We start from the raw sequence: 25,717 nt of genomic DNA, 5'->3' as shown, positions 1-25,717 counted from the left end.
CAGAATTTCAAGTCTTTTTATGATGTTTCTCATAATTTTGTTGTTTTTATTGAGCATAAATACTCTTTTTAGGCAAAAGTTGTTTAATATAAAATGGAGTTTTTAATTTGTGACATTTGAAGATAAAGGTTTTTTTCCGTAGCCAGTATTGTCCAATGTCGCAATTTTAATTGATCAGCAAGAGTTTTAGCTTTATCAACCGAGGTAACAAGCAATAAAACATCAGCACCTAAAGCGCCACAACCTTTAATTGCGAGTATTTCAGGATATTTTTTAAACTCATTAATCAATTTTAAACTGTGTTCTGCTACCAAATTTAATTCAGCTAATTTTTGATGATAATCATTGATGGTCTTAATCAATTTAAGAGAATCTACCTGCTCGAATGCTTGTTGGGCTTCATCAACTAAGAAGGATAAATAATCTATCTGAGTCGGTAGGGTAGTGTCTTGTAAATGATGGTGGGTAGCAAGCTTCACGCCAGTGTGAATGAGAAAAAACGACAGATCCTGAAAGGGCCAACTGTAGGGCTTTATTATTTTTTGTTGTTTATTAATGTATACACACCCTTGTTGTGATTGGGCGATTACATCATATCCGCTTGGTTTTAAGCCTTTTCCAGACCACGAAGATTCATAATAAGCAGAAAGCATCTGATTCATATCAGCTATGGAGTTATTTAAGAAACAACTCGCCAAATAGCTTGCCAAAAATTGCGCACTGGAAGCGCCTAAACCACCTTGGCCGGCATAAGGGTCACTCCATAAAAGCCCTTGTCTCGAATTTTGTTTTAGCCACCAAAGTCCAGCTGGAGATTCAGGATGAATCCCAGATAATTTTTCTTGTGATGTAAGCGTGAGCTCAAAGCAAGGAGAGGTCGTAACAACAAGAGCGGAGGCTTCTGCTAAGGCAGCATATTCACCTAATAAAAAGGTTTTTGCAGGAATTAACCATTTCATACAGCAATTGGTGTTTGTCTGATTTTAGCCAGTAAGTCATGGGCATTGTTTAGGCTAATTCTTTTATGCAAATCCAACCATTTTTGTAAATGCTCTTTAAGTACTGGCATTTCATTTTCATTGGCTCCTGCAGCCAAAAGCAGATTATCAATATGTAATTTCATGTGGCCTTGAATAATACCTTCCGTGCATAATGCTTTAATTGCACCTAAATTTTGTACAAGACCTACAGCCGCAATAACTTGAGATAATTGATTTGCTGAAGAAATGTTCATCATTCGCAAACACATTTTTGCAGTTGGATGTAATGAAGTAACACCACCTATAGTTCCTACAATAATCGGCGCGGTAAGTTGTCCTGTAAGTACTCCATCATGATAACGCCAACGAGTAATTGCTCGATATTGTCCATCTCGTGCCGCGTAGGCGTGTACTCCAGCTTCAACTGCACGCCAGTCATTGCCGGTTGCAATTAAGACGGGATCAATGCCATTCATTACCCCTTTGTTGTGAGTCGCTGCGCGATAGGGATCCATTTCGGCAAAAAGTGATGCTTCATGTAGTTTTTGGCCGAGTTCTGGTTCAATGGTATGGATAGTAACTTGAGCAGTAGTTAGCTTTTGATCATTCAAATTGGATAAAATACACATGGTGACTTCTTCACCTGTTAACTGCTCTATAGGCGTTTTCAAGTATTCAAGAACTTGATTAATAATGTTAGCTCCCATAGCGTCACAACTGTTCATGGTTAAATGAATGACCGCCATGTCTTGTTGATCTTCTCTTTTGAGCTGACGTAATTGAAGATCGATGACACCACCGCCACGCTTTACCATGTTTTCTGCTACATCTTTATTCGCTTTATTGATTAGGTATGCGCGGTTTTCATGAAAAATCTGAGAAAACTTAGGAAAATCTTTAACCTTTGCCAATTGGATTTGGCCTAATATGCATTCACCATGAACCCATGTTTTTATTTCGCCACATTGCCTAATCCATTTGGCGGACTTAGATAAAGCGGCGATGATCGATGTTTCTTCAACAGCCATTGGAATTACATAATCTTCGCCATTAATATTGAAATTAGTGGCTACGCCCAGAGGAAGCTGAAAATAACCGATTACATTTTCAATCAGTTTGTCTGCCAAATTCAAGTCTTTAACGCCGCCATTCTTAAGAAATGCAATGTCTTCAGAGTTTATTGCCCCTAAGGCTAACAAACGTTTAAATCGTTCTTCCCGTGTAAGTTTGGAAAATCCGCGAAAAAGCTCATCGGTATTAGAAGTTAAAGGCATGCTTTCTCCTTTGAGTAGCCGGCATTAACGCAAGTTTTATAATGCCATGTTTGCGCTGTTCAAATTGGCTGTAATTGTCTTGCATACCTAGATTTTACTGTCTTGAAAAAAATGATAGTAATTTTATCATAAAACTGAACTGCAAACTACCTGAAAATCGTAAGCCGCATAATTTTATTAAGCTTTCCTGCTGTGCAACAATGTATCCAGTATTCAGACCATCATTAATCTAATTAAAGGGTAATCAGTTTATCGAAATAAAAATTACATCATTTTGTTATTCTTGTGGGCGTTATTTTTTCTTTGCGCTCAATATAGATACTAAAAATATTTTTTTATACCAGCATTATGTTTTTTAATTTAATTATTCTGGTGTTTTTTTGCCACGAAGTGTAAATTACGCACATTTGATTGGATTAATTGTTGGGAGATGTTATGGGAAAAAACACACAAGAACAAAAGGCTTTTACTGCAGCTGAAAGCATGAGACAGACACTCATTGATCAATTGAAAAAAAAATGTAATTCTGCGAAAGATTTGGAAGGATTTTTAAAAAAATATGAGGAAAAAAAAGGTAAAAACAAAAGGGTTAGTTTGACACAGCACCATCAAAAAATTATCAGTGACATGGATGAGGAGATAAGCCGTTTAATCCAAAGCTTAAATCAAAAGTTTTCTCCTGTAGCTCAAATTGAGCCATCGACGAGTACCTATGAACAACATGAAAAGGTAGAAAAAGGTACTGTTGAAGTGTTACCCGAAGACTTTGGTGAAAAAAATGGTGAAAAACAGAGCCTGGACACTTCGGTTGAAATTCCTACAGAAGAATTGAACGCTGCATCGCTACGGACCCAGTCTAAAGTCCCACTCAAAACATCTGGAAAAGGAAAAAATGAAGAGGAGCTCGGTCATGGAGGAATAAGAAAAAGTGTACAATTTAAAACTCATAGTGATGAGGCAACACAATCTGGAGAAGCCTCAAAAACTGACAAAAAGCATCATGTTGTGGGTGAATCGAGAGCTAAAAGGCATAGGACTACACAACTTTCTGAGGTTTATTTAAAATTAAAAACACTTCATGCCAAACAGATAAAATATGAAGAGAAAGCGAAAGAATACCGTAGGAAAGATCAAAGAAAAGAACAGCAATATAAAGATGCTGCGGTTGCTGCAAAAAGTATTCACGAGCAGATAACTGAACTTTGTAATCAATACCTTGTTGATGGTGATTTGGAATTGTTTAAATTAAAAAGCCAAGAAATTCTGAAAAGCGATAAGGAAAACGTAAAAACGTTAAAGTCACATCGTGGATGGTGGGAAGAGTTCTTAGACGGTTTCGTCGATCTCATTAATAGAGGATTTGATCGAGTTGGTTCTTCAATTCGGGTGAGTGAATTGTCGATGTTTAAACCTGCAGCTGATGGGGGCAAGAAAGTTGATGAACTAACTAATTCAATTAGTTCTCTTACAGCTTAATTTTCTGTAAAAAAGCGTTGTTGAAAATCCCGCCATTGTAGGAATGACAAATGATGCAGTATGGGTTTTGCTTGGTCCACCCAGACTGCATTTTACCCTACCCGAATAACTTATTCTTGTGTTACCATGTCCTATTGTTTTTGCTCTTATAGAACATTCATATTACTTTTGAGGTTATTTTTCAAAAAAAATGACTATGGCACAAAGCAGCGCGCAAATCACTTTTGATAAGGAACTTGCCAGATTTCACTGTACAGGTGCATGGTCTGTTTTGCAAATTGGCGATTTATTAAAAAGATTTAGAACAGATGAATTGCCCAAAAAACAAAAAATAATCATTAGCGGTGAAAAAATTAGTCATTTTGATAGTGCTGGGGCTCTGGCGCTAATTAAATGCATGGATACCCTCGAACAACAAGAAAATAAGGTGGAGTTGACTGATTTTACTGAAGCACAACAACAACTTATGGATTTAATTAAATCAAAAAAAGAACTTTTAGGCTACCAAATTCCTTCCGAGCCAAAAGAGAACCTATTTTATCAATTGGGCAAAGAATCAGAAAACAAATTACGTCAAGTAGATGGTCTTCTTAATTTAGTTGGAGATTTAACAACTAAAATTATTGAAGCATTTGGTAATTTGCGCCGATTTCAATTACCAAGCATTATCTCGAATGTACACACTACGGGCGTCACTGCGTTACCTATTCTCGCCTTACTTTCTTTTTTAATCGGTGTAGTCTTGGCTTACCAAATGGGACTGCAATTGCAAACGTATGGGGCCAACATCTTCATTGCTTATTTATCAGGCATGGCCATTTTTCGTGAATTTGCACCACTAATTACAGCAATTATTGTTGCCGGACGAACCAGTTCTGCATTTACTGCCCAAATTGGCAGTATGAAACTAAACGAGGAAGTAGACGCGCTGTTAACCATGGGGCTTTCTCCTACCGAACTATTAGTGCTACCTAAAGTGATAGGATTATTGATTGCATTTCCTTTATTGATTTTTTGGTCTGATGTTTTTAGTATCTTAGGTGCAATGATGATGTCCAAAAGTCAGCTAGGCATTAGTTTTGTTGATTTTTTACAACGATTAAGAGACTCGGTTGGACTATCACAGCTGAATTTAGGACTTTATAAAGCACCGGCATTTGCATTGTTAATTGCCTTGGTTGGTTGTTTTCAAGGATTTAGAGTTGAAGCGGGTACGGAAAAAAATATTGGGAGCCAAACTACTAAAAGTGTAGTTCAGGCATTATTTCTGATTATTATTGCGGATGCAATTTATTCAGTTATTTATAGCCGGATGCATTTATAGATGAGCGAACCCATTATCGAAATTAAAGGCCTAAAAAATTATCTCGGTGGTCAATGGGTACACTCTGATGTGAATTTGACCGTAGAAAAAGGGGAAATTTTAGCGATTATTGGTGGTTCTGGGAGCGGAAAAACAACGATACTTCGTAGTTTGTTGATGTTAATGAAACCTACGGCAGGGGATATTAAAGTATTTGGTCAAGATATTAGCCATCTTGATGTACAACAATCATTCTCGCTTCGCCGTCGTTGGGGAATGCTTTTTCAGCACAGTGCTCTATTTTCATCAATGAACGTTTTAGAAAATGTTATGTTCCCCATGCAAGAATTTACTAATCTAGATTATGAATTCATGTACGAATTGGCTTTGCTAAAAATTGCTTTAGTAGGATTGCCCAAAGAGTCTGCAGGTAAGTTACCCTCTGAGTTGAGTGGCGGAATGCAAAGAAGAGCGGCAGCAGCACGAGCGATTGCTATGGATCCGGAATTGCTGTTTTTGGATGAACCAACTACAGGTTTGGATCCATTGAGTGCGAGACTTTTCGATGAGTTGATTGTTTTTTTAAGAGATTCATTAAAGCTCACTATAGTCATGGTCAGTCATGATATAGAGTCTTTAAAACGAACGACAGATCGCGTAGCCTTTATTGGGGATGGAAAAATTTTAAGTGTTGAGCCAATTAATGATTTAATGAAAAATAAGAATAAAACAATTGCGGGTTATTTTAGTAAAGTGTAAGCATAACTGGAGACAGAATACTTGGAATCGAAAACCAATTACACCATTGTAGGTATCTTTGTACTCATATTACTGGTGGGGCTGGTGGCCTCCATGTTGTGGTTGTCTGTTGGTTTCAATCAAAAAAAATATACAACTTATACTGTTTACATGCATGAAGCGGCTTCGGGGCTAACAAAAGATGCTCCTGTAAAATTCAATGGGGTACAAGTGGGTTATGTAAAAGAAATAAGATTAAATCAAAGTGATCCAAGACAAGTCGAAATTTTATTGGATATAGAAGAAGATACACCAATTACTACAAGTACTTATGCAACATTAAATTCTCAAGGAATTACTGGCGTTACTTATATTGGTTTGAGTGCAAGTACCTCTGATTTAACTCCTATCCAACAAATGCCTGGCGAACCTTTTCCAGTTATTCCTTCAAAACCTTCTGTCTTTAATCAATTAGATAGTATTTTAAAGAAGGTGTCTGAAGATGTAGGCATTGTAAGTACTGAAGCGCAACGTATATTTAACGAAGAAAATGCAAAACATATACGTCACATATTAACTAATATCGATCATTTTTCTAAAGATCTTGAGCGTAATGGCAAGAATATTAATGTTTTTATGGATAATCTGGCCAAGGCAAGTCGCGATTTTCCGCACATACTCGATGAGTTAAAAGTAGGAATTTCTAAGTTTGATACTATGGCAGAAAGTTTAAGTAAGGCCGGGAATAGTGTATCAAAAACTATGGGGTCAGGAAAAAGTACATTAGATAAAATTTCCCAAGAAGCTCTTCCACCGGCCGTAATTTTATTGCGACGATTAAATGCTATTTCTGCCAATTTGGAAAAGGTGAGCAGTGAAATGCGTCAGAACCCTGCTGTGGTTATTCGGGGAAGTAAGCCGCCACAACCTGGGCCTGGAGAATAAATGATGAAAAAGTTGACTGTTTTTCTTGTGAGTTTAAGCGCGGTGTTGCTCAGTGCGTGCTCAGCAGTAAAGGTTTCTGTAAAAAATCAATATCAATTGAGTGCATTCAGCACCAAACAGTTGGCTAAGAAACCTATGCCCATTACTTTGTTGGTTACCGCACCTGAAGCTGCTGCGGGGTATCAAACGGAACAAATGCTTTATACTAAAAAACCTTTTGAAATTGAACCTTTTGCAAAAAATGCATGGGCAAATCCACCGGCTGATATGCTCTATCCTTTAATTTTACAAAGCTTACAACGGACAAATCTTTTTGAAGCAGTTACATCCAATGCGTATACCTTAGGTGTAGATTATCGCTTGGATACCCAATTACTTGCCCTAGAACAAAACTTTCTTAAAAAACCAAGCGTCATAGAGTTCTCGGTCAAAATGGTTTTAACTCATGTTAGTGATAATAGAGTGCTTGCTTCGCGGATTATAAATCTTCAGATTCCATGTCCTAGTGATACCCCTTATGGTGGTGTAATCGCAGCCAATAAAGCAACTCAATTGTTTACCGCAAGTTTGGCTCGTTTTGTGGTGGCTCATGTTCAAACAAAAGAGCATTAGAATTGCAGACTGGTGCAGGCTGATGCGATGAATACTGTAGCCAAAAAATAAAAAGAATTGTACAATGTGCCCCCATGAGCCCTGTATGGGATTTTGAAATTTATTAATAATAAAAAGAACGAAGGAGATTGAGGATGAAAGCCGGATCATTTTGTAAATTAGGTCTGCTTGTAGCGAGTGCTGTTTTAGTTGCTGCTTGTTCTAAAACACCAGGCAGTGCTGGAGTAGGTGTGAGCGAAGGCGAGGCTTCTGCTCAAGGTTTAGGGCAATTTACTCATTTTGCAGGTCAAGAGCCAGGTGAGTCTTATACAACCCAGGCACCTCATAATCAATTGTATTTGTTCTCATATGATGACAGTAATTTGGCTCCTAAATATTTACCATCTGTTAATGCTCAGGCAGAATACTTGAAGACACATCCTGGTGCTCGTGTGTTAGTGGCCGGACATACTGATGAGCGTGGTAGCCGTGAATATAACGTAGCTCTTGGCGAGCGCCGTGCAAACACTGTAGCTGATATTTTACGTATGGCGGGTGTTAACAGACAACAAGTTCGAGTAGTAAGTTACGGTAAAGAGCGTCCAATTAATTTAGGGCATGATGAAGCATCACACGCACAAAACCGACGTGTTGAATTTACTTATGAGGCAACAAGATGATTAATTGCAAAAAACACATTATCGCTGCTGGCTTTATGTTAATACTTCCCCTGACCTGTTGGTCAGAGGCGCCTGTGATCGATGATAGTGAAAATTTTGCAATTAGTGAGGAACAACAGGCGTATGAAGCGCCTGTTGGCTCAAAGTATGGTGAGCCACAAATTGAGAGTAGACAGTTTGATGTAGCCCGGAATGAGAATTACACAATCGATAATTCTCAAGCGGATGATGAACCTGCGCTTGCTAAAGATGATCAAGCAAATAATTCCAATAATAATATTACGGATAATGCGAAGCTGATTGATAAAATTCAAAGCTTACAACAAGAAGTACAAGAGCTCCGCGGCCAATTAGAAGTACAAGCTCACGATTTAAAATTGTTACAGCAACAACAAGTTGCTTTTTATAAAGATTTAGATGCACGCTTAAGTGGAACCAGTTCTGCTAAATTAGCGCCAAATAAAACATCGGCTAATAAACCTGCATTGGATCTTTCAGTTGGCTCTAAAGAACCTACTCCTAAAACAGTCACACCGGTATCTAATATTCAAACAAGTAAATCAGCTTCTGCACCGGTTCCAGTACCTGCTGTTTCTACTGCTTCGCGAGCCAATCCCGCTGACGAACAAATCAGCTATTTAGCAGCTTATGAATTAGTGAAAAACAAGCAATATGATGATGCTGTAAGTGCTATGAATGTGTTTGTGCAAAAATATCCTAGGGGTGGGTATACTGCTAATGCTCAATATTGGCTTGGAGAACTTTATTTAGTTAAGAAAGATTACCCTAAAGCTATAGATCATTTTAACGTAGTTTTACAACAATTTCCCACCTCAAGTAAGTCTGCAGCAAGCATGCTAAAGACTGGTTATGCCTATGCTGCACAAGGTAATAAGCAAGAGGCTCAGAAATTCCTGCAACAAGTAGTAAGAGCTTATCCTGGTACACCTACTGCTCAATTGGCTAATTCAAAATTACGTACTATATGATTAGGTCCTGCTTATTTTTTTATTATCTAACGAAATGCAAACAGGCCCTAATAATACTTTTTATACGTAGCTCTAAAATTTGTAAAAATTGTAGCTTGGGTAAGGCGCAGCGAATCTCGAGTTTTCCGATTCAGATTTCCCTTGTTACAGCTTATGCATTTCACTCAGGCTACTTGAAATAGTTTATGGATTCCAAGGAGAAAATTATGTATTGGCTAGCCCATGCCCCAGCTAATATTGCTTTGATCAAATATATGGGAAAAAAGGATGACAATTCAAATAGTCCTGATAACCCGTCGTTATCTTATACATTAAATAATCTCATAAGTACTGTAAGACTTGAAAAAGCGAGCTCAAAAAAAGATATTTGGGAGCCGCTAATTATACCTGGTGGTATTGAAAAATTCGTTCTGTCCACAGAAGGACAAAAAAGATTTCTTGATCATTTAGCTCGTATAAAAGCATATTTTGACTATGACGGCGGTTTTTTGGTGCAATCGTGCAATAACTTTCCTCACAGTAGTGGCATGGCAAGTTCTGCCTCAAGTTTTGCGGCGTTAACTCGTTGTGCTGCAGTTGCTTTGAGTGAGTTAACTAATAAACCCCCGCTTTCTATTGATGAGCAAGCTCAGTTGAGTCGTTTAGGATCAGGATCATCGTGTCGGTCTTTTTATTCTCCTTGGGCGTTATGGGATGAAAATGAAGTGAAAGCGGTAGATTTACCTTATCAAGAATTAATTTACCAAGGTGTCGTGATTAGTAATAAAAAGAAAGAAGTTCCTTCCAGTGAAGCACATCAACGAGTAAAGAGCAGTCCTTTTTATGAGACACGCAGCCAAAGAGCAAGAGAGAACTTAAAGCTTTTATTGAACGCATTAATGACCAAAAACTGGACTACAGCATATCAGATATGCTGGAGAGAGTTTCAAGATATGCATCGTTTGTTTAATACTTGTGAACAACCTTTTTCGTACATGACGGAAAGCTGTATTGATCTCTTGCATCACTTGGAAAGTTTTTGGGATAAAAAAGGTGATGGACCCATAGTGACTATGGATGCTGGACCAAACATTCATTTATTATACCGTTCCGACCAGGAAGAATTAGCGCGTGAATTTAAAAGTGATTATTTAGTAGGCAATTATGACGTTCTTTGATTTTGAAACCACAACTTTTGGCAAATGGATTTTAGCAGGTGAACATGCTGTAGTACGGGGACATCCAGCTTTGGTATTTCCAATTAAGGAAAAAAAATTAACTTTAAGTTATTCTGCGGCTGAAACTTCTTTAGGTGCGGATTACACAGGTAGCAGCGGTGCTGACATGCACCTTCTATTTTGGAGCGTGCTGGAGCATGGCATGCAATTATTAGGACGCTCTTTAAATCAAATAGGTGGTTATTTTCATTTAGACAGTACAATTCCTGTGGGTGCAGGAATGGGGGCTTCAGCAGCTCTTTGTGTGGCAATGAGTCGTTGGTTTTGTGCACAAAACTTGATAGACCTAAATCAATGCAATGACTTTGCAAAAGAACTAGAGCATTTATTCCATGGAAAGAGCAGCGGACTTGATGTTGCGGGGGTTGCTGCGGAGAGAGGGGTTTATTTTAAAGCAGGAAGTATTGTTCCATTACAACAAAAAATTTATCCTAAGTTTTTTTTATCTTCGTGCAAACAAATTGGAATTACATCACATTGCATTCACCAGGTTCAAAACCTATGGACTAATGATCCTGCATTGGCTCAACATATTGATAAACAAATGGTTGATGCAGTTGAAAAAGCGAGAAATGCTTTAGAGCAGGGTGGTGCGGATGCAATAACCTCTTTGGCCAAGGCAATTAATAAGGCTGCTGATTGTTTTTATCAATGGAATCTAGTTAGTGAAAGTTTGCAACAACATATGAATCGATTGATTGCAGAAGGAGCTCTCGCCGTAAAACCAACAGGATCTGGGGGAGGGGGATTTGTATTAAGTCTTTGGGACAAGCAACCATCTGAGCATCTCGAATTATTGACTGCTTGAGAAAAGCTGTATTTGGCACATCTTGCGAGAAATTTTTCCTAATCAATGCTCACATACTGATGTATGCTGCGCTTGATTAGAAAAAATTTCTCACAACCTGCGCTCAAATCCAGCCTTTCTCCCGAAATAGATACTTATGATAAGCTGTATTTGGCGCTTCACAACCTGCACTCAAATCCAACCTTTCACCCTGAACAAATACTGATAATGAGTTATTTTAATCTACGAATTGGTAATAGATTTCACTCGCTTTTACCATTCCCAGTTCATAGCGAGCTTGCTCTTCCAAGGCTTGATCGCCACTCTTTAATTCTCTGATATCTGCTTCAAGTACTCGATTACGTGTTGCCAGCTTATTGTTTTCTTGTTCGTGAGCCGCCAGCTTTCTTTCAAGATTATGCCATTGAATCAAATTTCCATCGCCCAGCCATAGCTTATGTTGTAAAACAACCAGAGAAACAATCAAAATGATAAACAAAGGGCGCATAGATTTTGCTTAGTTAAAAGAGTGTCCTTTAACCATTGTATTACCATTTCGCAATGTGTAGCAATATCTGCTTGCGTAATTTTTATATGATTTTTTGTTATTCTAAGAAACGTTTAAAAATAGTGTTTGCGTGTTTTGTAGCCTGGCTGCAAGCAGCTGACTCTTGATTGCTTCTCTGCTTACGCCCTGCGGCTTGTCCTCGGGGTCTAGTAGTGAAGTTTTCCTGGATCCCGCGGACAAGCCGCGAGACGTCGGGGAGCAGATTGGACAGGGTTTTAAGAGATGTGTAGAAGGTTCAGTGCAAGCAACTAGACTTAATAAAGCGGAACAAATCAAAAATGTTTGCGCAAAATATTAAGCTCTTCATTTAATTGATCTATTTTTTCCAATAGATCTAATGCAAGTGCTACTCCTGGTAGATTGATTCCTAAATCTTGATGTAAACGAAAGGCAGATTCAATTTTACGTAGATCTTTTTGATTTAATTTCAGGTGTTCTGTTTGTGTTGTCTTGATTGAAAATAAGCCATATTCGACCATTTCAAGCAATAATTCTTTAGGTATACGATATTTTTGACATACCTCATTGAATGAAATAGTTGTGGTTTCTTCAATAAGCACGCCAATTATTGTATTGTCTTGTTTCATGCTTATACCCCCATCTTGTCGCGTGGATTAAAAGGCATTACCTGTGCCATCTTTTCATAGAGCTCTTTTGCATCTTCAGTTGTTGGCGGCGGAGTAATAATTTTTAGAAGGACATATTGATGTCCAGTGGTTGTTCCTGGTAAACCACGATTTTTCAGTCTTAATTTTTGTCCTCCTTGAGATCCAGGAGGGATTTTTAAATCGATTTTTCCTCCCAAAGTGGGAACTACTACGGTTGTTCCTAAAGCAGCTTCCCATGGGGTAACAGGTAGCGTGAGATAGATATCACTATCCATTACATCAAAAAGAGGATGTTTATCAACATGTATCGTTAAGTAAATATCACCACGAGGACCTCCATGTATGCCTGGTGCGCCTTGGCCAGCCAGGCGAATTTGTTGTTCTGATTTTACTCCTGCTGGTATTTTCACTTTTAAAGTTTGCATGCTGGCTTGTGAGTCGTGTGCGATAGGAATCTGGATGTTTTTAACCGTTCCTGAAAATGCCTCTTCTAAGCTAATATTTATTTTTCCATGATAATCCTGGCCTGCCATCGGTTGCTGGCGGTAGCGGGAATGACCAAATAATGTTTCAAATAAATCCTCATTTAATGGACCACTGTAGTAATGATCGGAGCCTTCAGGACGCCATTGGTTATGTGCTTCTTGTTGGTAAAACGCTTTGTTTTTTCGATACTTATCATATTCTGCTCTTTTTACAGGATCTCTTAAAACCTCGTAAGCTTCCCCCATTGCTTTAAATTGCTCTTCTGCGTTGGGTTCTTTACTTATATCAGGATGATATTTTCGAGCCAGCTTTCGATATGCCATCTTAATGTCTTTTTCGGTGGCATCTTCACCTACTCCCATTATTTTGTAATAGTCTTTATCCATGTTTTTATACTCAATTTAAAAATTATTTTTATTATTTTTGTAACACGTATTCTCCTGGAGCATCAGGTAAATTTTTATCAATCAGAGGCGGTGATTTCATCTCATTAGATTGTTTTACCAACCACTCATGCCAGGCAATCCACCATGAACCCTTCCTATGCTCTGCAATTTCTAACCAATGTTCGGGTGAAATATATGTTTCTTCTTTTTTTTGTTCACGAATCAAATAACTTCGTCCTGGGTGCCCCGGTTCACTTACTATACCTGCATTATGACCTCCATTAGTCAAAACAAAAGTAATATCTTCCCGCTTAATCAATGAATGAGTTTTATAAACAGACTTCCAAGGACTCACATGATCTTTTTCAGTACTGACAACGAAAGCGGGCAATCTGATATTTTCTGGTGCGATATGTTTTCCTTCAACAGTGTATTGTCCCTCAGAGAATTCATTTTTAAGGAATAGCTTTTCAAGATATTCACTATGCATTTTATAAGGCATACGTGTTGTATCCGCATTCCAGGCAAGTAAAGCAATCATTCCTCTTTGCGTTCCATGCATGTAATCTTGTACCATCTTTGACCAAATCAAATCATATGAGCGCAACATTTGGAAACTTCCAGCCATGAGTTTAGTATCTAAATAACCTTTTTCCCACATAATGTTTTCCAGGAAAGATACCTGACTGTTATTAATAAAAAGTAATAATTCGCCTGCCTCGGTGAAATCGCCTTGAGCGGCGAGCAGAGAAAGACTTTTGAGTCGTTTATCACGGTCTTTAGCCATAGTTGCTGCGGTAATCAGAGCCAAAGTTCCACCAATGCAATACCCCATTAAATGAATTTTTGTATTGGGTATTATGGCTGATATTTTATCGATCGCAGCCATAGCTCCTTGTCGGTAATAATCATCAATCGCTAAGTTTCTATCTTTAGAGGTTGGATTTAACCAGGAAACCGTGAATACAGTATGACCTTGTTGAACCAACCAATTCACTAGTGAGTTTTCAGGAAGAAGATCAAGAATGTAATATTTCATGATCCAGGCAGGGATGATTAATAGAGGTTCTTTATACACTTTTTGGGTCTGTGCTTCATATTGTATCAACTCAATTAAATGATTTTTAAAGACAACTTTACCTTTTGTCCGTGCAACGTGTTTCCCAGGAATAAAATGCTCAACCCCAGCCGGGGGAGTACCCGTTAATTTTTCAAAGAAATCTTGCAAACCCAATTGCGTTCCACGAATTAAATTTTCTCCATATGAATTTAATGTTTCTTGCAACAAATCTGGATTAGTGAGAACAAAATTGGAGGGGGATATTGCATCAAGGAGTTGTTTTATTGTGAATGAGACTATGCGTCGATTGGGTTCATTTAATCCAGGAATTTCATTTGCTGCATTTAAACACCAATCTTCAATTTGTAAAAATTGCTCTGCCCACAAACGCCAGGGATAGAGCCTCCATTTATCCGTATGAAAACGTACATCTTCGCCGTTGCCGGGTTTATCATGATTTATAAGTCGTTTAGTAAAATCAGCACAATGTAAAAAAGGATAAAAATTTAATTTCATGAATGTGCCTGGAGCTTGCAAAAGTTGGGCTCCCCATGAAAAATATGAGGTTGCTACTGAAGCTGGGCTAATACTTGCAGTAAATTTCCCCAGGTTGGCTTGGTAATATTTATCGATTAAATTAAAAATATCATATGTAGAAGCTGCATTTTTTTTGCGATTTAGGGGCGTTGCGTGTCCCTTTTTTGCTTTTCTTTTTTGTGATGACTTATTTTCTTTTGGAACAACATGAGCCTTTTTTTTCATGGGTTCAGTCTTATCACTGTTATTCTTATAAAATAGTATAGTCTCTTAGATATTTATTTGTATATTAATCAGTTAAAGTACATACTACTCACTTTACTTGTGTTACCACTACAGCTACCAAGGCTATAGAAATGAAATAAATCATTGCACTAAGTATAGATAGATTGTTTGGATTGATATTGGAGACTTTTATGCAAAAGTATTTACTTAATACGCTGGTTGTTTTTTTCCTATTCTCATTAGCTGGTTGTCAGTCAAATCAGGCAACTTCCAATTTATTTAGACCTTTTACGCCGTCAATTACTTCGGGTGCAAATTTAGGGCAAACTGTACAAGAAGCTTTGATGCGTAATGAGGATCCAGCGATCGCTCATGTGCGTGTGCAAACAAGACAAGATGTTGTGATTTTGACTGGATACGTAAAGAAAATTCGCCAAAGTGATATCGCAGAGCAGATAGCGCGCCAGGTCCCAGGTGTACGAGCAGTCGAAAATAATATAATTATTCGTCCGTAGCTTAAATGTTCTCCATTTGTACTATATTTATAAAATAGGTTAAGTGTATTCAAATGGAGAATAAAATGGCTGACCTAATTCATAATGCGTTGCCAATGCCGAGACGAAAAATTATCTATATCCATCCAGACGATTCTGTGAAAAAAAGTATTGATATAATGACGGAATACGATATAGGGGCATTGGTTGTAGTGGATAATGATAACAAATTAGTAGGTATAGTGAGTGAGCGGGATATAGTACGCTCTTGCCTGCACAAGTGCGTTAATCTAGAGAAAGGAAAAGTTTCTGATGTAGTCAACAAGGACATCACTATTCTTAGCCCTAATGATGTTGTTGAAAAAGCGATGCAGGCAATGACTGCAACAAAAAGAAGACATGTGTTAATTCGTGATGAAAATGATGAGCTTATAGCCATTTTATCCATAGGTGACGTGCTTTATCATTTATTAGAAGATAAGGCTAGAGTTATTGAGCATTTAGAAAATTACATTCATACCTATTAACAGAATTTTTTTTGGGATGATATAGTATCTTTTTTAATGCACTTATGACTCATATGAAAACAGTCTTCCGATTGCTCTTAATTATCCTGATATTCCATGCTCCTGTGTGGGCTACTGAATTATCGCCCACATGGTATTCTAAAAGCGCAGATAACCAGGTTGTTATCAATATAGAAATGTTTATGTCATCCACTTGTCCCCATTGTCAGAAAGCGGATGCATTTTTTCGTGATATAGAATCGAAGCATCCTGATCTCCATATCCAACGGTATTACATTAATCAGGATAAAAATGCATTGACTCGTTTTTATCAATTATTAAGCGAACAACAAATGGATGATTTTTCTGTTCCGTCCATCTTTTTTTGTAATTCACGTTGGGTAGGCTTTGAGTCAGCAGAAACCACTGGAAAAGATTTATTACAGGCAATTAATTATTGCAAACAACAAATTGAAAAAAAAGGTACGTTAACGCAGGCAACAGTGAATGCTTTGCGGCATTTGGCCAATGCAAATCGATTTATTACTGGATTGATAGAAAAGCCTTCAAGGCTACGGTTTACAATTACCATCGCATTTATGGATTCTTTTAGCCCTTGCGCATTCTTTTGCTTTGCTGGATTTCTTGCTTTTCTTTTAATTGAAACCCAGAAGAAAAAACAGCTTATCGCGAGTCTTTTATTTATCTTTTCGGTGGCAGTAGTTCATTATTTTCAACAGGTTTATACCAATGCTTTTTTTGAATTGTTGCCCTGGTTGCGTATTCCTGCTGCTTTATTAGGTATAATGACTCTTTACTTCGTGATGTACTATTTAAAAAAACAGGCTTCTGGAACTTTATATTTTTTATTGGCTTTTTTATTAGGATTAATCACTACAATCTATCAACAAACTTGCGTCATGAACTGGTCCACTATCTTCGAACAATGGTTAAATGATCAACATGTAACAACTTGGCAAGCAAGCATGTATCAATTGCTTTACCAGGGCGTGTACATACTTCCTTTAATTTTGATTTTAGTTGTCTATTTTGCCTTACTTAAGATAGGGCGTTTTGCTGCGTTAAAGACAAAGTTAGTGAACATTGGCTTATTGTTTATGATTGCGATTGCTGTCAGTTTAATTGCTTATCCCTATGTATTGTCTTGCTTTGGAATATCAATGCTGACTTTATTTATCTTGATGGTTTGTGGTTACTTTTTAAATTTGACTTGATCTTATTTTGATGATTTGGGATTATCATCTCTCTTTGTTTGTAATAGCTCTGGCCCCTGGGTCAATTTTTATTCGAACGGTTGGATTTGAGTTCGGGTTGCGAGAAATACGACCGTTCCCTGATAGGGGCTGAGCACTTACCTTTGTTTTTCAGGTGATAACATGAGTAAGCTCATTGATATTCCCGTTGTTGTAGAGAGCGGACAAAAATATAAAACATCTCATGGTGTAACAGCGATTAAAGATGGCGTAAAAGCAACAGGAGATGCATATGAGCGTTTGCCTAAACCTAAATGGTTACGCGTGGTAAACCATACTACTCCAGCATATCACCAGGTAAAAGAACAAGTGCAAAAACACCGCCTGTCCACTGTTTGTGAAGAAGCAAAATGCCCTAATATTTCTGAGTGTTGGTCACATGGTACTGCAACAATCATGTTAATGGGCGCTGTCTGCACTCGTGCATGTCGTTTTTGTGCTGTAGATACTGGTAATCCTCATGGTTGGTTAGACGTTCAAGAGCCAGAAAATACAGCAAATACCGTAGCATTAATGAATCTGGATTATGTAGTATTAACCTCTGTAAATAGAGATGACTTGCCTGATGGGGGTGCAAATCATTATGCACGTACGATACAAGCGATTAAACAACGTTCTCCAAAAACCAAAGTAGAAGCACTAACTCCTGATTTCCAAGGCGTAGAAAGAGATATTGCAGTATTACTGGATAGTGGTGTTGATGTGTTTGCACAAAATGTAGAAACCGTGGAGCGTTTGACTCATCCAGTTCGCGATAATAGAGCAGGTTATGCGCAGACATTAAAGGTACTTGCATACGCAAAGCGTTATAGACCGGATGTATTGACAAAAACTAGTTTGATGTTAGGCCTGGGTGAAACCGATGAAGAAATTGTGCAAACAATGGATGATTTGCGAGCACATAATGTAGATATTCTTACTCTTGGACAATACTTGCAACCCACAAAAAACCATTTACCTATTGCGCGTTACGTGACTCCTGAAACTTTTGCTGAGCTAAGACAGATCGGATTGAAGAAGGGTTTTTTTGAGGTAGCCTCAGGTCCTTTAGTTCGTTCAAGTTATCGTGCCGATAGAATCTTTAAGCAGGATAATTTGGGTTTAGACGATTAATTTTATATTTTTGTGCTCGGTACTGAATTTAAAGTAGTAACTGTCTTGAAAGTTTTTTCAAGACAGTTTACTACATCTGGGTGCATGCCCCAAGCTATAGTACGCGAGCAATGGCTTTACATAGACATTCTTGACGCTTCGGGTTGTTCTTGTGTCGGAATATACTCATGTAATTGATGTTGCAAGAAACTCACTACCTTATCCGCTATAGCATGGCCATAAGCAAGTACTTTTTTCTCATCCTTAGGATGTTTCAGCTTAATTTCTGCCAATTCAACAGCTAATTGCTCAGCCCCTTCTTTGCACAAGTAAAAATCACTATCCACCACTTTTGATAATGGTGCAATATATTGGCTATGTGAGGTTCCAAAAGTTTGATTTATTTGAATTATCGTTTCTTTTGCCACTTTAGTAGTAATATCAGGGATTAACTCTTTTTTATTACTGGTCAATTGCTTGTCCAATTGAATGTGTAATAATGCTTGAAATGAATGAAAACCCATGATCACCGGTGCTTTACTACTTAATTCATGATTTAGTTGTGTACTTAGTTTTAGACTCGATTCCTCAACAATCCCGGATTGAATAATCAAATCAGCCATCTTTTTTAGTTTTTGTTTTATCTCTTCAATGGCTTCTATAGGCTGTTTAAGCATAAACTTACGAAAAGAAGTAATTTCAGGCTGAGTTTTTTTTGCTTCTTTTTTGTTAAGTGCAAGCTCCGAAGGCAATTCCGGATTAATTAATATATTGAATTTCATTAGCATTAACTCAGCACGTAAAGCACGGGCCTTTTCTATTGCATATTCTCTTAGTGCAGGATTTAACTTTTCTAGTTCGGGTGCTTCAAATTCAGTTGCCTTATTATTAAATGTTCCATTCAACATGGCTTCTAACACTGCATCTTGAAAATAATGAAAAACTGATTCTCTGCTAGTATAAGTCATTTCCTGGGTACACCAGGTCATGTAAATTGGATCAAGTTCATCTAACAATTTTCGAATTTCTTTAATCAGCTTTGATTTTAAAGGATAAAGGTGTTGATTTTTTTCATACTGCACCATGATATAAAAAGAAGGTATTGATTTTAAAAAAATAGCCTCACGTGCTTTGGCATCATTACTTGTTTTTTTCTCGAAATAGCTTTCATAGGACACTGTATCTCCCCATAAGGAAGAATTAGTCTGATCATTTTTGATTAATTCATCCAAAATGATGTGACTATATAAGGGGAGGGTGGCCGCGGATGCACTGCGTCTGCGAGTATTAGAAGAGGTAGCTCCTTGGAGTGCTTGATCTTTTCCATGTTGAAAAAATGTACTTTGCTTTCTAAGCATAGCGGTTCTGGATTGAATCTTTTCTTTTAACTCATCAAGATGCTCTAAACTTTGATAAGCTTCATTAAAAGTTCTTACATCTTTAATAAAAATTTTCCCATCATCAATAGTTACCCCAGGAAACCCTTTAAACATTTCAAAGTCTATTTTAGGTTCAAATCGAGAATTAGCCTCTTTTTTAATACAATATAATAAGCAAGTAGCCTGGTGGGTACTTTCATTCAGTTCCCATACTAAGGGGCTACCCTGGAATGTAATATTTTGAAAATAAATCTTCATATAATCGGCACTATGATCAAAAAAAAACATAGTACGAATTATGTAAGAAACAAGCAAGTACCTTATTGATTTTAAGATTAAAAATGGTACAACCTGCGTGCACTAATATCTTGGACATTCATATTGAGATAATAAAAATCTTTATACATTTAACCTAAAATAACTCCTCTTTTTCTCATGATTTTTTGTAAAATGTACGCGAAAAGATACATGGCTGTGCCAAGTACCATAGCGGTTATGCCTAAAACTAAATAATAATTTTTATAGTAGGGTAGGCTTTCTATGGCAGAGTGAACAGTGTTTGGAATCGCAACCCAAGCGGCAATTCTGCCTGATATAGCATGCGCCAGAGAACTTGCTAGGTACCATACACCCATGGCAAAAGCGATTGAATTTTTATCGCAATACAGACCTACCATGCTTAAACCAATGGCGCTGACCCATAATTCCGCGATTGAAATAAGAATATAGGTTAATGCAATGTAGTTGCCATTAATTATTCCATCAGTAGTGGTCGAAGCAGCAAATGCCATAACCAAAAGTGCAATTCCAGCAAGTGCAGTACCTGCAGCAAATTGATAGGGAATAGTGAAATGAGGGAAAAGTTTATAAAAACGAGGTAGCTGACTACCAATAGCTAAGATAAGCAATGGATTGAGTATTTGATAATGAGCAGGCGAAACAGTTAAACCAAATAAATTATGATCAGAGTTATTTTCGGCAAATAAAATTAATGTGCTATTCATTTGATTATAGATAACAAAAAACACAACTGCTTCAACGATGAGTAAAAGAGCAATCATTTGTTTTTCGCGTGTGTTCCCTTTAAGGGTTAGCGTTTTCTTTAAAAACCATGCAATTCCTATCCCACAACCAGAGGCGATAATCGTACTTGCAATATAGACATGAGAATAGGCAAATAAGGTCAGTGCATAAATAGTAACTATGTAGGCAATTAAACGAAGGATGCCTGATTGAGAAAGCTTAGATTGATCTTTTCCCCAAATAACATTTTCATAAATGGAGTAGCGTTTAGCAAAATTTAAGGCAGCAATTGATTTACCTACAAAAGATAAGGTAAGAATAGAAAGTGGGCCATAACGGCTTTCAAAGAGTAAGGGAGCGATTAAAGTCGCTAATAATGCACCCACATTAATTGCTATGTAATAGTAAGTCATGGCCGATTTTGCTTTAACCGCATCATCGGAATAAATATGTGATACCATGCTTGAAGAGGTTCCCATTAAAAGGGAGTTGGTCGCAGGAATAAATGCGTAGGCAGCAATAAAAAAAGTATCCCCCAGAGAACTTACAGTATATCCACTAATCATGATGAGCAAATAAGCAGTAGCCAACATGATACTTCCGAGAAGTATCGATCGTCTAATTCCGACTACCGTGTCCGCCATATAACCTCCAAGCATAGGCATTAAATAGCCCATCGCATGAGCTACTCCAATGAAAGCATATGCTTTGGCTTGGCTATAACCCAAACCTTGAGACCAGACGGGACGAGTTAAAAATAAAACCAATATGGTATTAAGCGCGTATACAGAAAATTGGCTCCAAAAGGTAATATATATGATGTTATTGGCTTGTTTTTGTCGCAGGGCTAATTCAGGCAAATAGTTTTTTACTTCTTGAGAAATCATTTTTCCCACCTCATCACCTAAAGATAATTATCAGATTATCATTTTCTGGCAAGAACGACATCAATTATATGTGTATCATGATAGGGGAAAGTAAATATTTTGCTAAAAAGTCGCTTAAGTCTTTGAATTAAAAATATTTTTGGTAGCATCCTAATGGATAAAGTATTGAGAAACCAGGTGCCTTCAATTCCAAAAAGAGCCAATTCGTCAATAGTATTCAGAGTTATAGGGATTTCCAAACGCTGATGCGCAATGACTTCGAATTGATGTTGTTGGAAAGCCTGCATCAATTCATTGTTATTTGCAGCAACCGTGGTATTTTTTACAATTGATTTATAATAATGGCCAACGACACTGCTTAAGATGGAGTCTTCAGTAATAAATTCAGCGAGGCGCTGTTGCGCTACCGGGAATGAATCATAGGTTGTGGTAATCATTGAAAAGTGGCCATTTGCGCGGGTCAGTAATTTAGCCTCATTGAATAAAACTTTAATGGGGATATAGGCATTAATAAAGTGCGCCAGGATTAAATCTTGGCTATGGGGCGGTAAGAACTTATCGGCTTGTGCAGCACTGCCTTCTATAGTAATCACTGGTAACGTTTCACGAGCTCGTTTTAACATTTCAGAAGAAACATCAATGCCTGTAAATTCTGCTTGTGGCATTATTTGCTGCAGTTCTTTTAGAAATGCACCATCACCAACGCCCAAATCAAGAACTTTATAATGGGGCTTCATGCCCAAATAAAAACGCTTCATTTGTTCAATGGCTACTTGATGACTCTGGCTAATCGCACCAAAACGATTGGCCATAGCATAGTTTTCAGCAATATCGTTGTACATGGCCTTCAAGGACATGCAAAAATTCCAGTTTAAGAGGGTTTGTAAGTATATCCTTAAATTGAGGAAATTTGCGACTGGTGATAAAGGAAAAATTTATAGATAATGTATCCTACAACACTTACCTCTTAACTCTATTTAGTTAAAACTGATTTTTTCAAGCGAAAAGAGGAAATTAATTGTTTTCTTAATACTCTGTTAATAATCACAGTGTAAAATTAAATTCGAATAACAAATATAAATTTGTTTTAGTCGTTGTTTTGGCTATCAGGAATACCATGGATAGCGTTCTGTGGAGGAATAGGTAGCTGCTTTGTTAGGGAGATTTTTATGTTAATTTTAACTCGGCGTATCGGTGAAACCTTAATCATAGGTGATGATGTTAATATCACCGTGCTAGGTGTAAAAGGTAACCAAGTTCGTCTCGGTATTAATGCACCTAAAGACGTATCTGTCCATCGCGAAGAAATTTATTTACGCATACAACAAGAAAAACAATCAGACGAGTCTGAAGAATCAGTATAAATCGATTTCCACGCAGCTCATCCGGTTCCGAGCACTTAAAAATGCTCGGGACAAATTTAGTTTCCCTCAATTGTGATTTATAATTTTTCGTGAAGCGAAGTATCTCCCGAAGAGAGAAAGTGCCTTATACCTAATTCATCCTGTAATATTAATTGTCCCAACTCATTAATTCCGCATGCAAGTCCAGATAAGGTATTTGAAGATTGGGTAACTTTAATGTTTTTTCCAAATAAATAATCCGATTTACTCCATTCATCCATAAAGGAAATAAGGTCATAATGAATAAATTTGATTAAATAATGTTCTAAGTGAGCAATCAGTTTTGCAATAAGGAAATTACGATCGAAATGGCTCTGGGTTATTTCATATAAGGAGCACCAAGGTTTATCTGGAAGAGGATTGTTTTGAGTATCCGTATTGACGTTTAAGCCAATACCTATAATGACTTGAACATTGCCGTTCGATTCAGCCAATATTTCAATCAAACTCCCACATAATTTTTTGTTAGCCCATAAAATATCATTGGGCCATTTAATTTTGATATTGGATGATATGTCTAATTCATTTAATGTTGCTACAATGGCCAAACTGGTCACTAAGCTTAATCCTGAAAGCTTGGCGAAATCATAGTTGAGATTCCAACGACTCGAACAATATATATTTTCCCCAAAGGGTGAATGCCAATGCCTTCCAAACCGGCCTCTACCCTGTGTTTGTATTTCGGAACAACAAATATCAACGGAATTTGAGAGAGGTAAATCTTTAAGATAGCGATTTGTTGAATCAATGGTAGTCAATAGATGTAACTTGAAAGGAGTTGTTTGGTTTTCTGCCGCAAGATGTTCGATAATTTTATGTTTATTTAATAATATCAATTGGTTAGGGAGCTGGTACCCTTGGTGTCTTATACGTTTTATAGGGATTCCTGATTCAATTAAATGATTAATTTGTTTCCATATCGCTGAACGTGTAATACCTAGGGTCGCCCCCAATTCGGAGCCACTATGGCATTTTCCATCGCCGAGTAATTGTAATAATCTGAGTTGTGAAGGGGTAAAGTGCATTGCTAGAAACCTAAAAAATTAAGCTGGAATTTTGTTGCAGATGAATCAATCCATGTCTAATTTCTCTTACCGTGGGGTGATGGCATAAAGCGCCGCTACAGGCTACTTCTGGCATAAAAGAGCGCAATTGCCAAGTCATATTATGTAATGGATCATTCACCAACTGTTTCGTTGGTATGGATATGGGCACGCTAAAATGTTTGGTTGGGTAAGAAAGGCCTAAACCACAAGCTTTAATAAATGCTTCCTTTTGCGCCCACACATGAAAAAAAACAGCAGGTTTTAGAGCTAGAGGTACTTTAATAAATTCTTCATACTCTTGATCGGAAAATAAACTTTTGGCAATTCCTTCATAAGGACGAGCGGAGTATTTTTCTATATCTACGCCTAAAGGAAAGCCTTTTCCCACTGCAAGCAGTGCTAAGTCGCCCGTGTGGCTTATATTAAATTGCAATTTTGACGTATTAATAACCTCTGGCTTTCCATGAGCATTATAAGTAAATTCCAGCTGTTCAGGGGGAATATTTAGATAACTTGCCAAGATAATTCTCAAAGTGGCTCTGGCAGTAGAGAAACGGCGTTTATGTCTACTGAAATAGAATCGTTCTGCACGTGCTTGTTCTTCGTGATTTAATAATTCGTATGCATTGTTTAATTCATGCACTAAAGAAAATTGCCAAAGATCAATTCGAGCCTCATTTAAGACGCAGTTTTGTGTATTTAAAGGGTTGAATCCTGTAATGATCATATACTTTGTTTGAATCTGGCATCAATTGTCGGTTAAGGTTATCATATACCATGATATTTAATTCACCAAAGAGTAGTATTCAATGAGCCGACAATTTTTGGATTTTGAGCAACCTATCGAAGAGTTGAATCAAAAAATCGAAGCACTTCGCATGTTAGGTCATGATAATGAAGTGAATTTAAGTGATGAAATAGCACGACTTCAAGCAAAATGCTCTGATTTAACAGCACAAGTTTTCTCGAACTTGGAGCCTTGGCAAATAGCACAAATGGCAAGGCATCCACTGAGGCCACAGACTACAGATTATATTGAGCGTATTTTTACTGATTTTCAGGAGTTACATGGAGACAGGAGCTGTTCTTCAGCACCTGCAATTATTGGTGGTTTGGCACGTTTAAATGGTCAGCCAGTAATGGTGCTTGGCCATCAAAAAGGTAAACGTACTAAAGAAAAGGTATATCGTAATTTTGGTATGGCTCGTCCAGAAGAGTATCGAAAAGCGCTGCGTTTGATGAAAATGGCTGAAAAATTCAAATTACCTATTTTTACTTTTATTGATACTGCAGGAGCATATCCGGGAATCGGTGCCGAAGAACGCAATCAATCTGAAGCAATTGCGCGAAATCTTTTTGTGATGTCAAACCTCAGAACTCCAATTATTTGTGTGGTAACAGGAGAGGCAGGTTCAGGAGGTGCATTGGCAATTGGTGTCGGTGACCGCGTGTTAATGCTGCAGTTCGGCATTTATTCAGTAATTTCCCCTGAAGGCTGTGCTTCGATCCTTTGGAAAGATGCATCTAAAGCGAGCGAAGCTGCTCGAGCGATGAGAATCACGGCAGATAAGATTTTGGAAAATAAGTTAATTGATATGGTAGTGCCTGAACCATTGGGTGGGGCACATCGTAATGTCGATGAAATGGCTGCACGTTTAAAAGATATATTGCTTAACGAATTACACACTTTAAAGAAGTTGCCTTTGGACCAACTGGTCGAAAACAGATACCAAAAATTTATGGCTATGGGAGCAAGTGATTAG

At 37.6% G+C, this 25,717-nt stretch carries 26 protein-coding genes; 15 read left to right on the top strand and 11 right to left on the bottom strand.

Annotated features, from left to right (window positions below):
- Positions 1–83: 83 nt before the first annotated feature.
- The gene (locus tag Lstg_RS02380) at positions 84–959 is read right to left on the bottom strand and encodes a hypothetical protein (protein WP_058476066.1); all 876 of its coding nucleotides are present in this window, start codon (positions 957–959) and stop codon (positions 84–86) included.
- Entirely contained in the window at positions 956–2,254 is a 1,299-nt protein-coding gene (locus Lstg_RS02375; RefSeq protein ID WP_058476065.1) for a hydroxymethylglutaryl-CoA reductase, degradative, read from the bottom strand. Before Lstg_RS02375 ends, Lstg_RS02380 begins: the two co-directional genes overlap by 4 nt.
- A gap of 435 nt (positions 2,255–2,689) precedes the next feature.
- Between Lstg_RS02375 and Lstg_RS02370 the strand changes: the two genes are divergently transcribed.
- The 9 genes from Lstg_RS02370 (at position 2,690) to Lstg_RS02330 (ending at position 11,001) form a co-directional block, all read left to right on the top strand.
- On the top strand, positions 2,690–3,730 hold the full coding sequence (locus Lstg_RS02370) for a hypothetical protein (RefSeq protein WP_058476064.1): 1,041 nt from the start codon (positions 2,690–2,692) through the stop codon (positions 3,728–3,730).
- Positions 3,731–3,926: 196 nt separating this feature from the next.
- Positions 3,927–5,054 (top strand): MlaE family ABC transporter permease, encoded by a 1,128-nt coding sequence (locus Lstg_RS02365; protein WP_058476063.1) that lies wholly within the window; start codon positions 3,927–3,929, stop codon positions 5,052–5,054.
- Positions 5,055–5,792, top strand: coding sequence for an ABC transporter ATP-binding protein (locus Lstg_RS02360; protein ID WP_058476062.1), 738 nt, complete (start codon positions 5,055–5,057; stop codon positions 5,790–5,792).
- 21 nt (positions 5,793–5,813) lie between these two features.
- A complete protein-coding gene (locus Lstg_RS02355; RefSeq protein ID WP_172462829.1) occupies positions 5,814–6,716 on the top strand; it encodes an MlaD family protein in 903 nt (300 codons plus the stop codon).
- Between the two features lie 3 nt (positions 6,717–6,719).
- Positions 6,720–7,328 (top strand): ABC-type transport auxiliary lipoprotein family protein, encoded by a 609-nt coding sequence (locus Lstg_RS02350; RefSeq protein WP_058476103.1) that lies wholly within the window; start codon positions 6,720–6,722, stop codon positions 7,326–7,328.
- Between the two features lie 134 nt (positions 7,329–7,462).
- Positions 7,463–7,987 (top strand): peptidoglycan-associated lipoprotein Pal, encoded by a 525-nt coding sequence (gene pal, locus Lstg_RS02345; protein WP_058476061.1) that lies wholly within the window; start codon positions 7,463–7,465, stop codon positions 7,985–7,987.
- The gene (gene ybgF, locus Lstg_RS02340) at positions 7,984–8,976 is read left to right on the top strand and encodes a tol-pal system protein YbgF (RefSeq protein WP_058476060.1); all 993 of its coding nucleotides are present in this window, start codon (positions 7,984–7,986) and stop codon (positions 8,974–8,976) included. The genes pal and ybgF overlap by 4 nt, the downstream gene beginning before the upstream one ends.
- 206 nt (positions 8,977–9,182) lie before the next feature.
- Positions 9,183–10,133, top strand: coding sequence for a diphosphomevalonate decarboxylase (locus Lstg_RS02335; protein ID WP_058476059.1), 951 nt, complete (start codon positions 9,183–9,185; stop codon positions 10,131–10,133).
- On the top strand, positions 10,120–11,001 hold the full coding sequence (locus Lstg_RS02330; RefSeq protein ID WP_058476058.1) for a mevalonate kinase family protein: 882 nt from the start codon (positions 10,120–10,122) through the stop codon (positions 10,999–11,001). The genes Lstg_RS02335 and Lstg_RS02330 overlap by 14 nt, the downstream gene beginning before the upstream one ends.
- A gap of 217 nt (positions 11,002–11,218) precedes the next feature.
- Here the strand turns inward: Lstg_RS02330 and ftsB are convergent, their stop codons facing one another.
- The 4 genes from ftsB to Lstg_RS02310 all read right to left on the bottom strand — a co-directional run bounded on the left by ftsB (position 11,219) and on the right by Lstg_RS02310 (position 14,850).
- Entirely contained in the window at positions 11,219–11,488 is a 270-nt protein-coding gene (gene ftsB, locus Lstg_RS02325) for a cell division protein FtsB (protein WP_058476057.1), read from the bottom strand.
- A 332-nt stretch (positions 11,489–11,820) separates the two neighbouring features.
- Positions 11,821–12,135, bottom strand: coding sequence for a chaperone modulator CbpM (locus tag Lstg_RS02320; protein WP_058476056.1), 315 nt, complete (start codon positions 12,133–12,135; stop codon positions 11,821–11,823).
- A gap of 2 nt (positions 12,136–12,137) precedes the next feature.
- Positions 12,138–13,028: a DnaJ C-terminal domain-containing protein gene (locus Lstg_RS02315; RefSeq protein ID WP_058476055.1), complete on the bottom strand. Its 891-nt coding sequence runs from the start codon at positions 13,026–13,028 to the stop codon at positions 12,138–12,140.
- Positions 13,029–13,059: 31 nt separating this feature from the next.
- Entirely contained in the window at positions 13,060–14,850 is a 1,791-nt protein-coding gene (locus tag Lstg_RS02310) for a PHA/PHB synthase family protein (RefSeq protein ID WP_058476054.1), read from the bottom strand.
- Between the two features lie 191 nt (positions 14,851–15,041).
- Between Lstg_RS02310 and Lstg_RS02305 the strand changes: the two genes are divergently transcribed.
- The 4 genes from Lstg_RS02305 to lipA all read left to right on the top strand — a co-directional run bounded on the left by Lstg_RS02305 (position 15,042) and on the right by lipA (position 18,237).
- Positions 15,042–15,365 carry a BON domain-containing protein gene (locus Lstg_RS02305; RefSeq protein ID WP_058476053.1) on the top strand — a complete coding sequence of 108 codons (324 nt, stop codon included), beginning with the start codon at positions 15,042–15,044 and terminating at the stop codon, positions 15,363–15,365.
- A gap of 65 nt (positions 15,366–15,430) precedes the next feature.
- Positions 15,431–15,871, top strand: coding sequence for a CBS domain-containing protein (locus Lstg_RS02300; RefSeq protein ID WP_058476052.1), 441 nt, complete (start codon positions 15,431–15,433; stop codon positions 15,869–15,871).
- 53 nt (positions 15,872–15,924) lie between these two features.
- Entirely contained in the window at positions 15,925–17,085 is a 1,161-nt protein-coding gene (locus Lstg_RS02295; RefSeq protein WP_058476051.1) for a glutaredoxin family protein, read from the top strand.
- A gap of 162 nt (positions 17,086–17,247) precedes the next feature.
- The gene (gene lipA / locus Lstg_RS02290) at positions 17,248–18,237 is read left to right on the top strand and encodes a lipoyl synthase (protein WP_058476050.1); all 990 of its coding nucleotides are present in this window, start codon (positions 17,248–17,250) and stop codon (positions 18,235–18,237) included.
- Positions 18,238–18,353: 116 nt separating this feature from the next.
- Here lipA and Lstg_RS02285 read toward each other — a convergent pair whose 3' ends face one another.
- The 3 genes from Lstg_RS02285 to Lstg_RS02275 all read right to left on the bottom strand — a co-directional run bounded on the left by Lstg_RS02285 (position 18,354) and on the right by Lstg_RS02275 (position 22,362).
- Complete coding sequence (locus Lstg_RS02285) at positions 18,354–19,853, bottom strand: hypothetical protein (protein WP_058476102.1); 1,500 nt, start codon at positions 19,851–19,853, stop codon at positions 18,354–18,356.
- 149 nt (positions 19,854–20,002) lie between these two features.
- Positions 20,003–21,505, bottom strand: coding sequence for a peptide MFS transporter (locus tag Lstg_RS02280; RefSeq protein ID WP_058476049.1), 1,503 nt, complete (start codon positions 21,503–21,505; stop codon positions 20,003–20,005).
- A 38-nt stretch (positions 21,506–21,543) separates the two neighbouring features.
- Positions 21,544–22,362 carry a class I SAM-dependent methyltransferase gene (locus Lstg_RS02275; RefSeq protein WP_058476048.1) on the bottom strand — a complete coding sequence of 273 codons (819 nt, stop codon included), beginning with the start codon at positions 22,360–22,362 and terminating at the stop codon, positions 21,544–21,546.
- 312 nt (positions 22,363–22,674) lie between these two features.
- Here Lstg_RS02275 and csrA point away from each other — a divergent pair, with 312 nt between their 5' ends.
- Positions 22,675–22,869: a carbon storage regulator CsrA gene (gene csrA / locus Lstg_RS02270; protein WP_058476047.1), complete on the top strand. Its 195-nt coding sequence runs from the start codon at positions 22,675–22,677 to the stop codon at positions 22,867–22,869.
- A gap of 77 nt (positions 22,870–22,946) precedes the next feature.
- Here csrA and Lstg_RS02265 read toward each other — a convergent pair whose 3' ends face one another.
- Both Lstg_RS02265 and Lstg_RS02260 read right to left on the bottom strand, forming a co-directional pair.
- A complete protein-coding gene (locus Lstg_RS02265; RefSeq protein ID WP_058476046.1) occupies positions 22,947–23,933 on the bottom strand; it encodes a biotin--[acetyl-CoA-carboxylase] ligase in 987 nt (328 codons plus the stop codon).
- Between the two features lie 10 nt (positions 23,934–23,943).
- Complete coding sequence (locus Lstg_RS02260) at positions 23,944–24,681, bottom strand: 4'-phosphopantetheinyl transferase family protein (protein ID WP_058476045.1); 738 nt, start codon at positions 24,679–24,681, stop codon at positions 23,944–23,946.
- Between the two features lie 82 nt (positions 24,682–24,763).
- Here Lstg_RS02260 and Lstg_RS02255 point away from each other — a divergent pair, with 82 nt between their 5' ends.
- Positions 24,764–25,717 (top strand): acetyl-CoA carboxylase carboxyltransferase subunit alpha, encoded by a 954-nt coding sequence (locus Lstg_RS02255; protein ID WP_058476044.1) that lies wholly within the window; start codon positions 24,764–24,766, stop codon positions 25,715–25,717.

It is taken from the genome of Legionella steigerwaltii (assembly GCF_001468065.1).
GTDB classification, from domain to species: Bacteria; Pseudomonadota; Gammaproteobacteria; order Legionellales; family Legionellaceae; genus Legionella; species Legionella steigerwaltii.
This window is presented reverse-complemented; position numbering and strand designations above follow the sequence as displayed.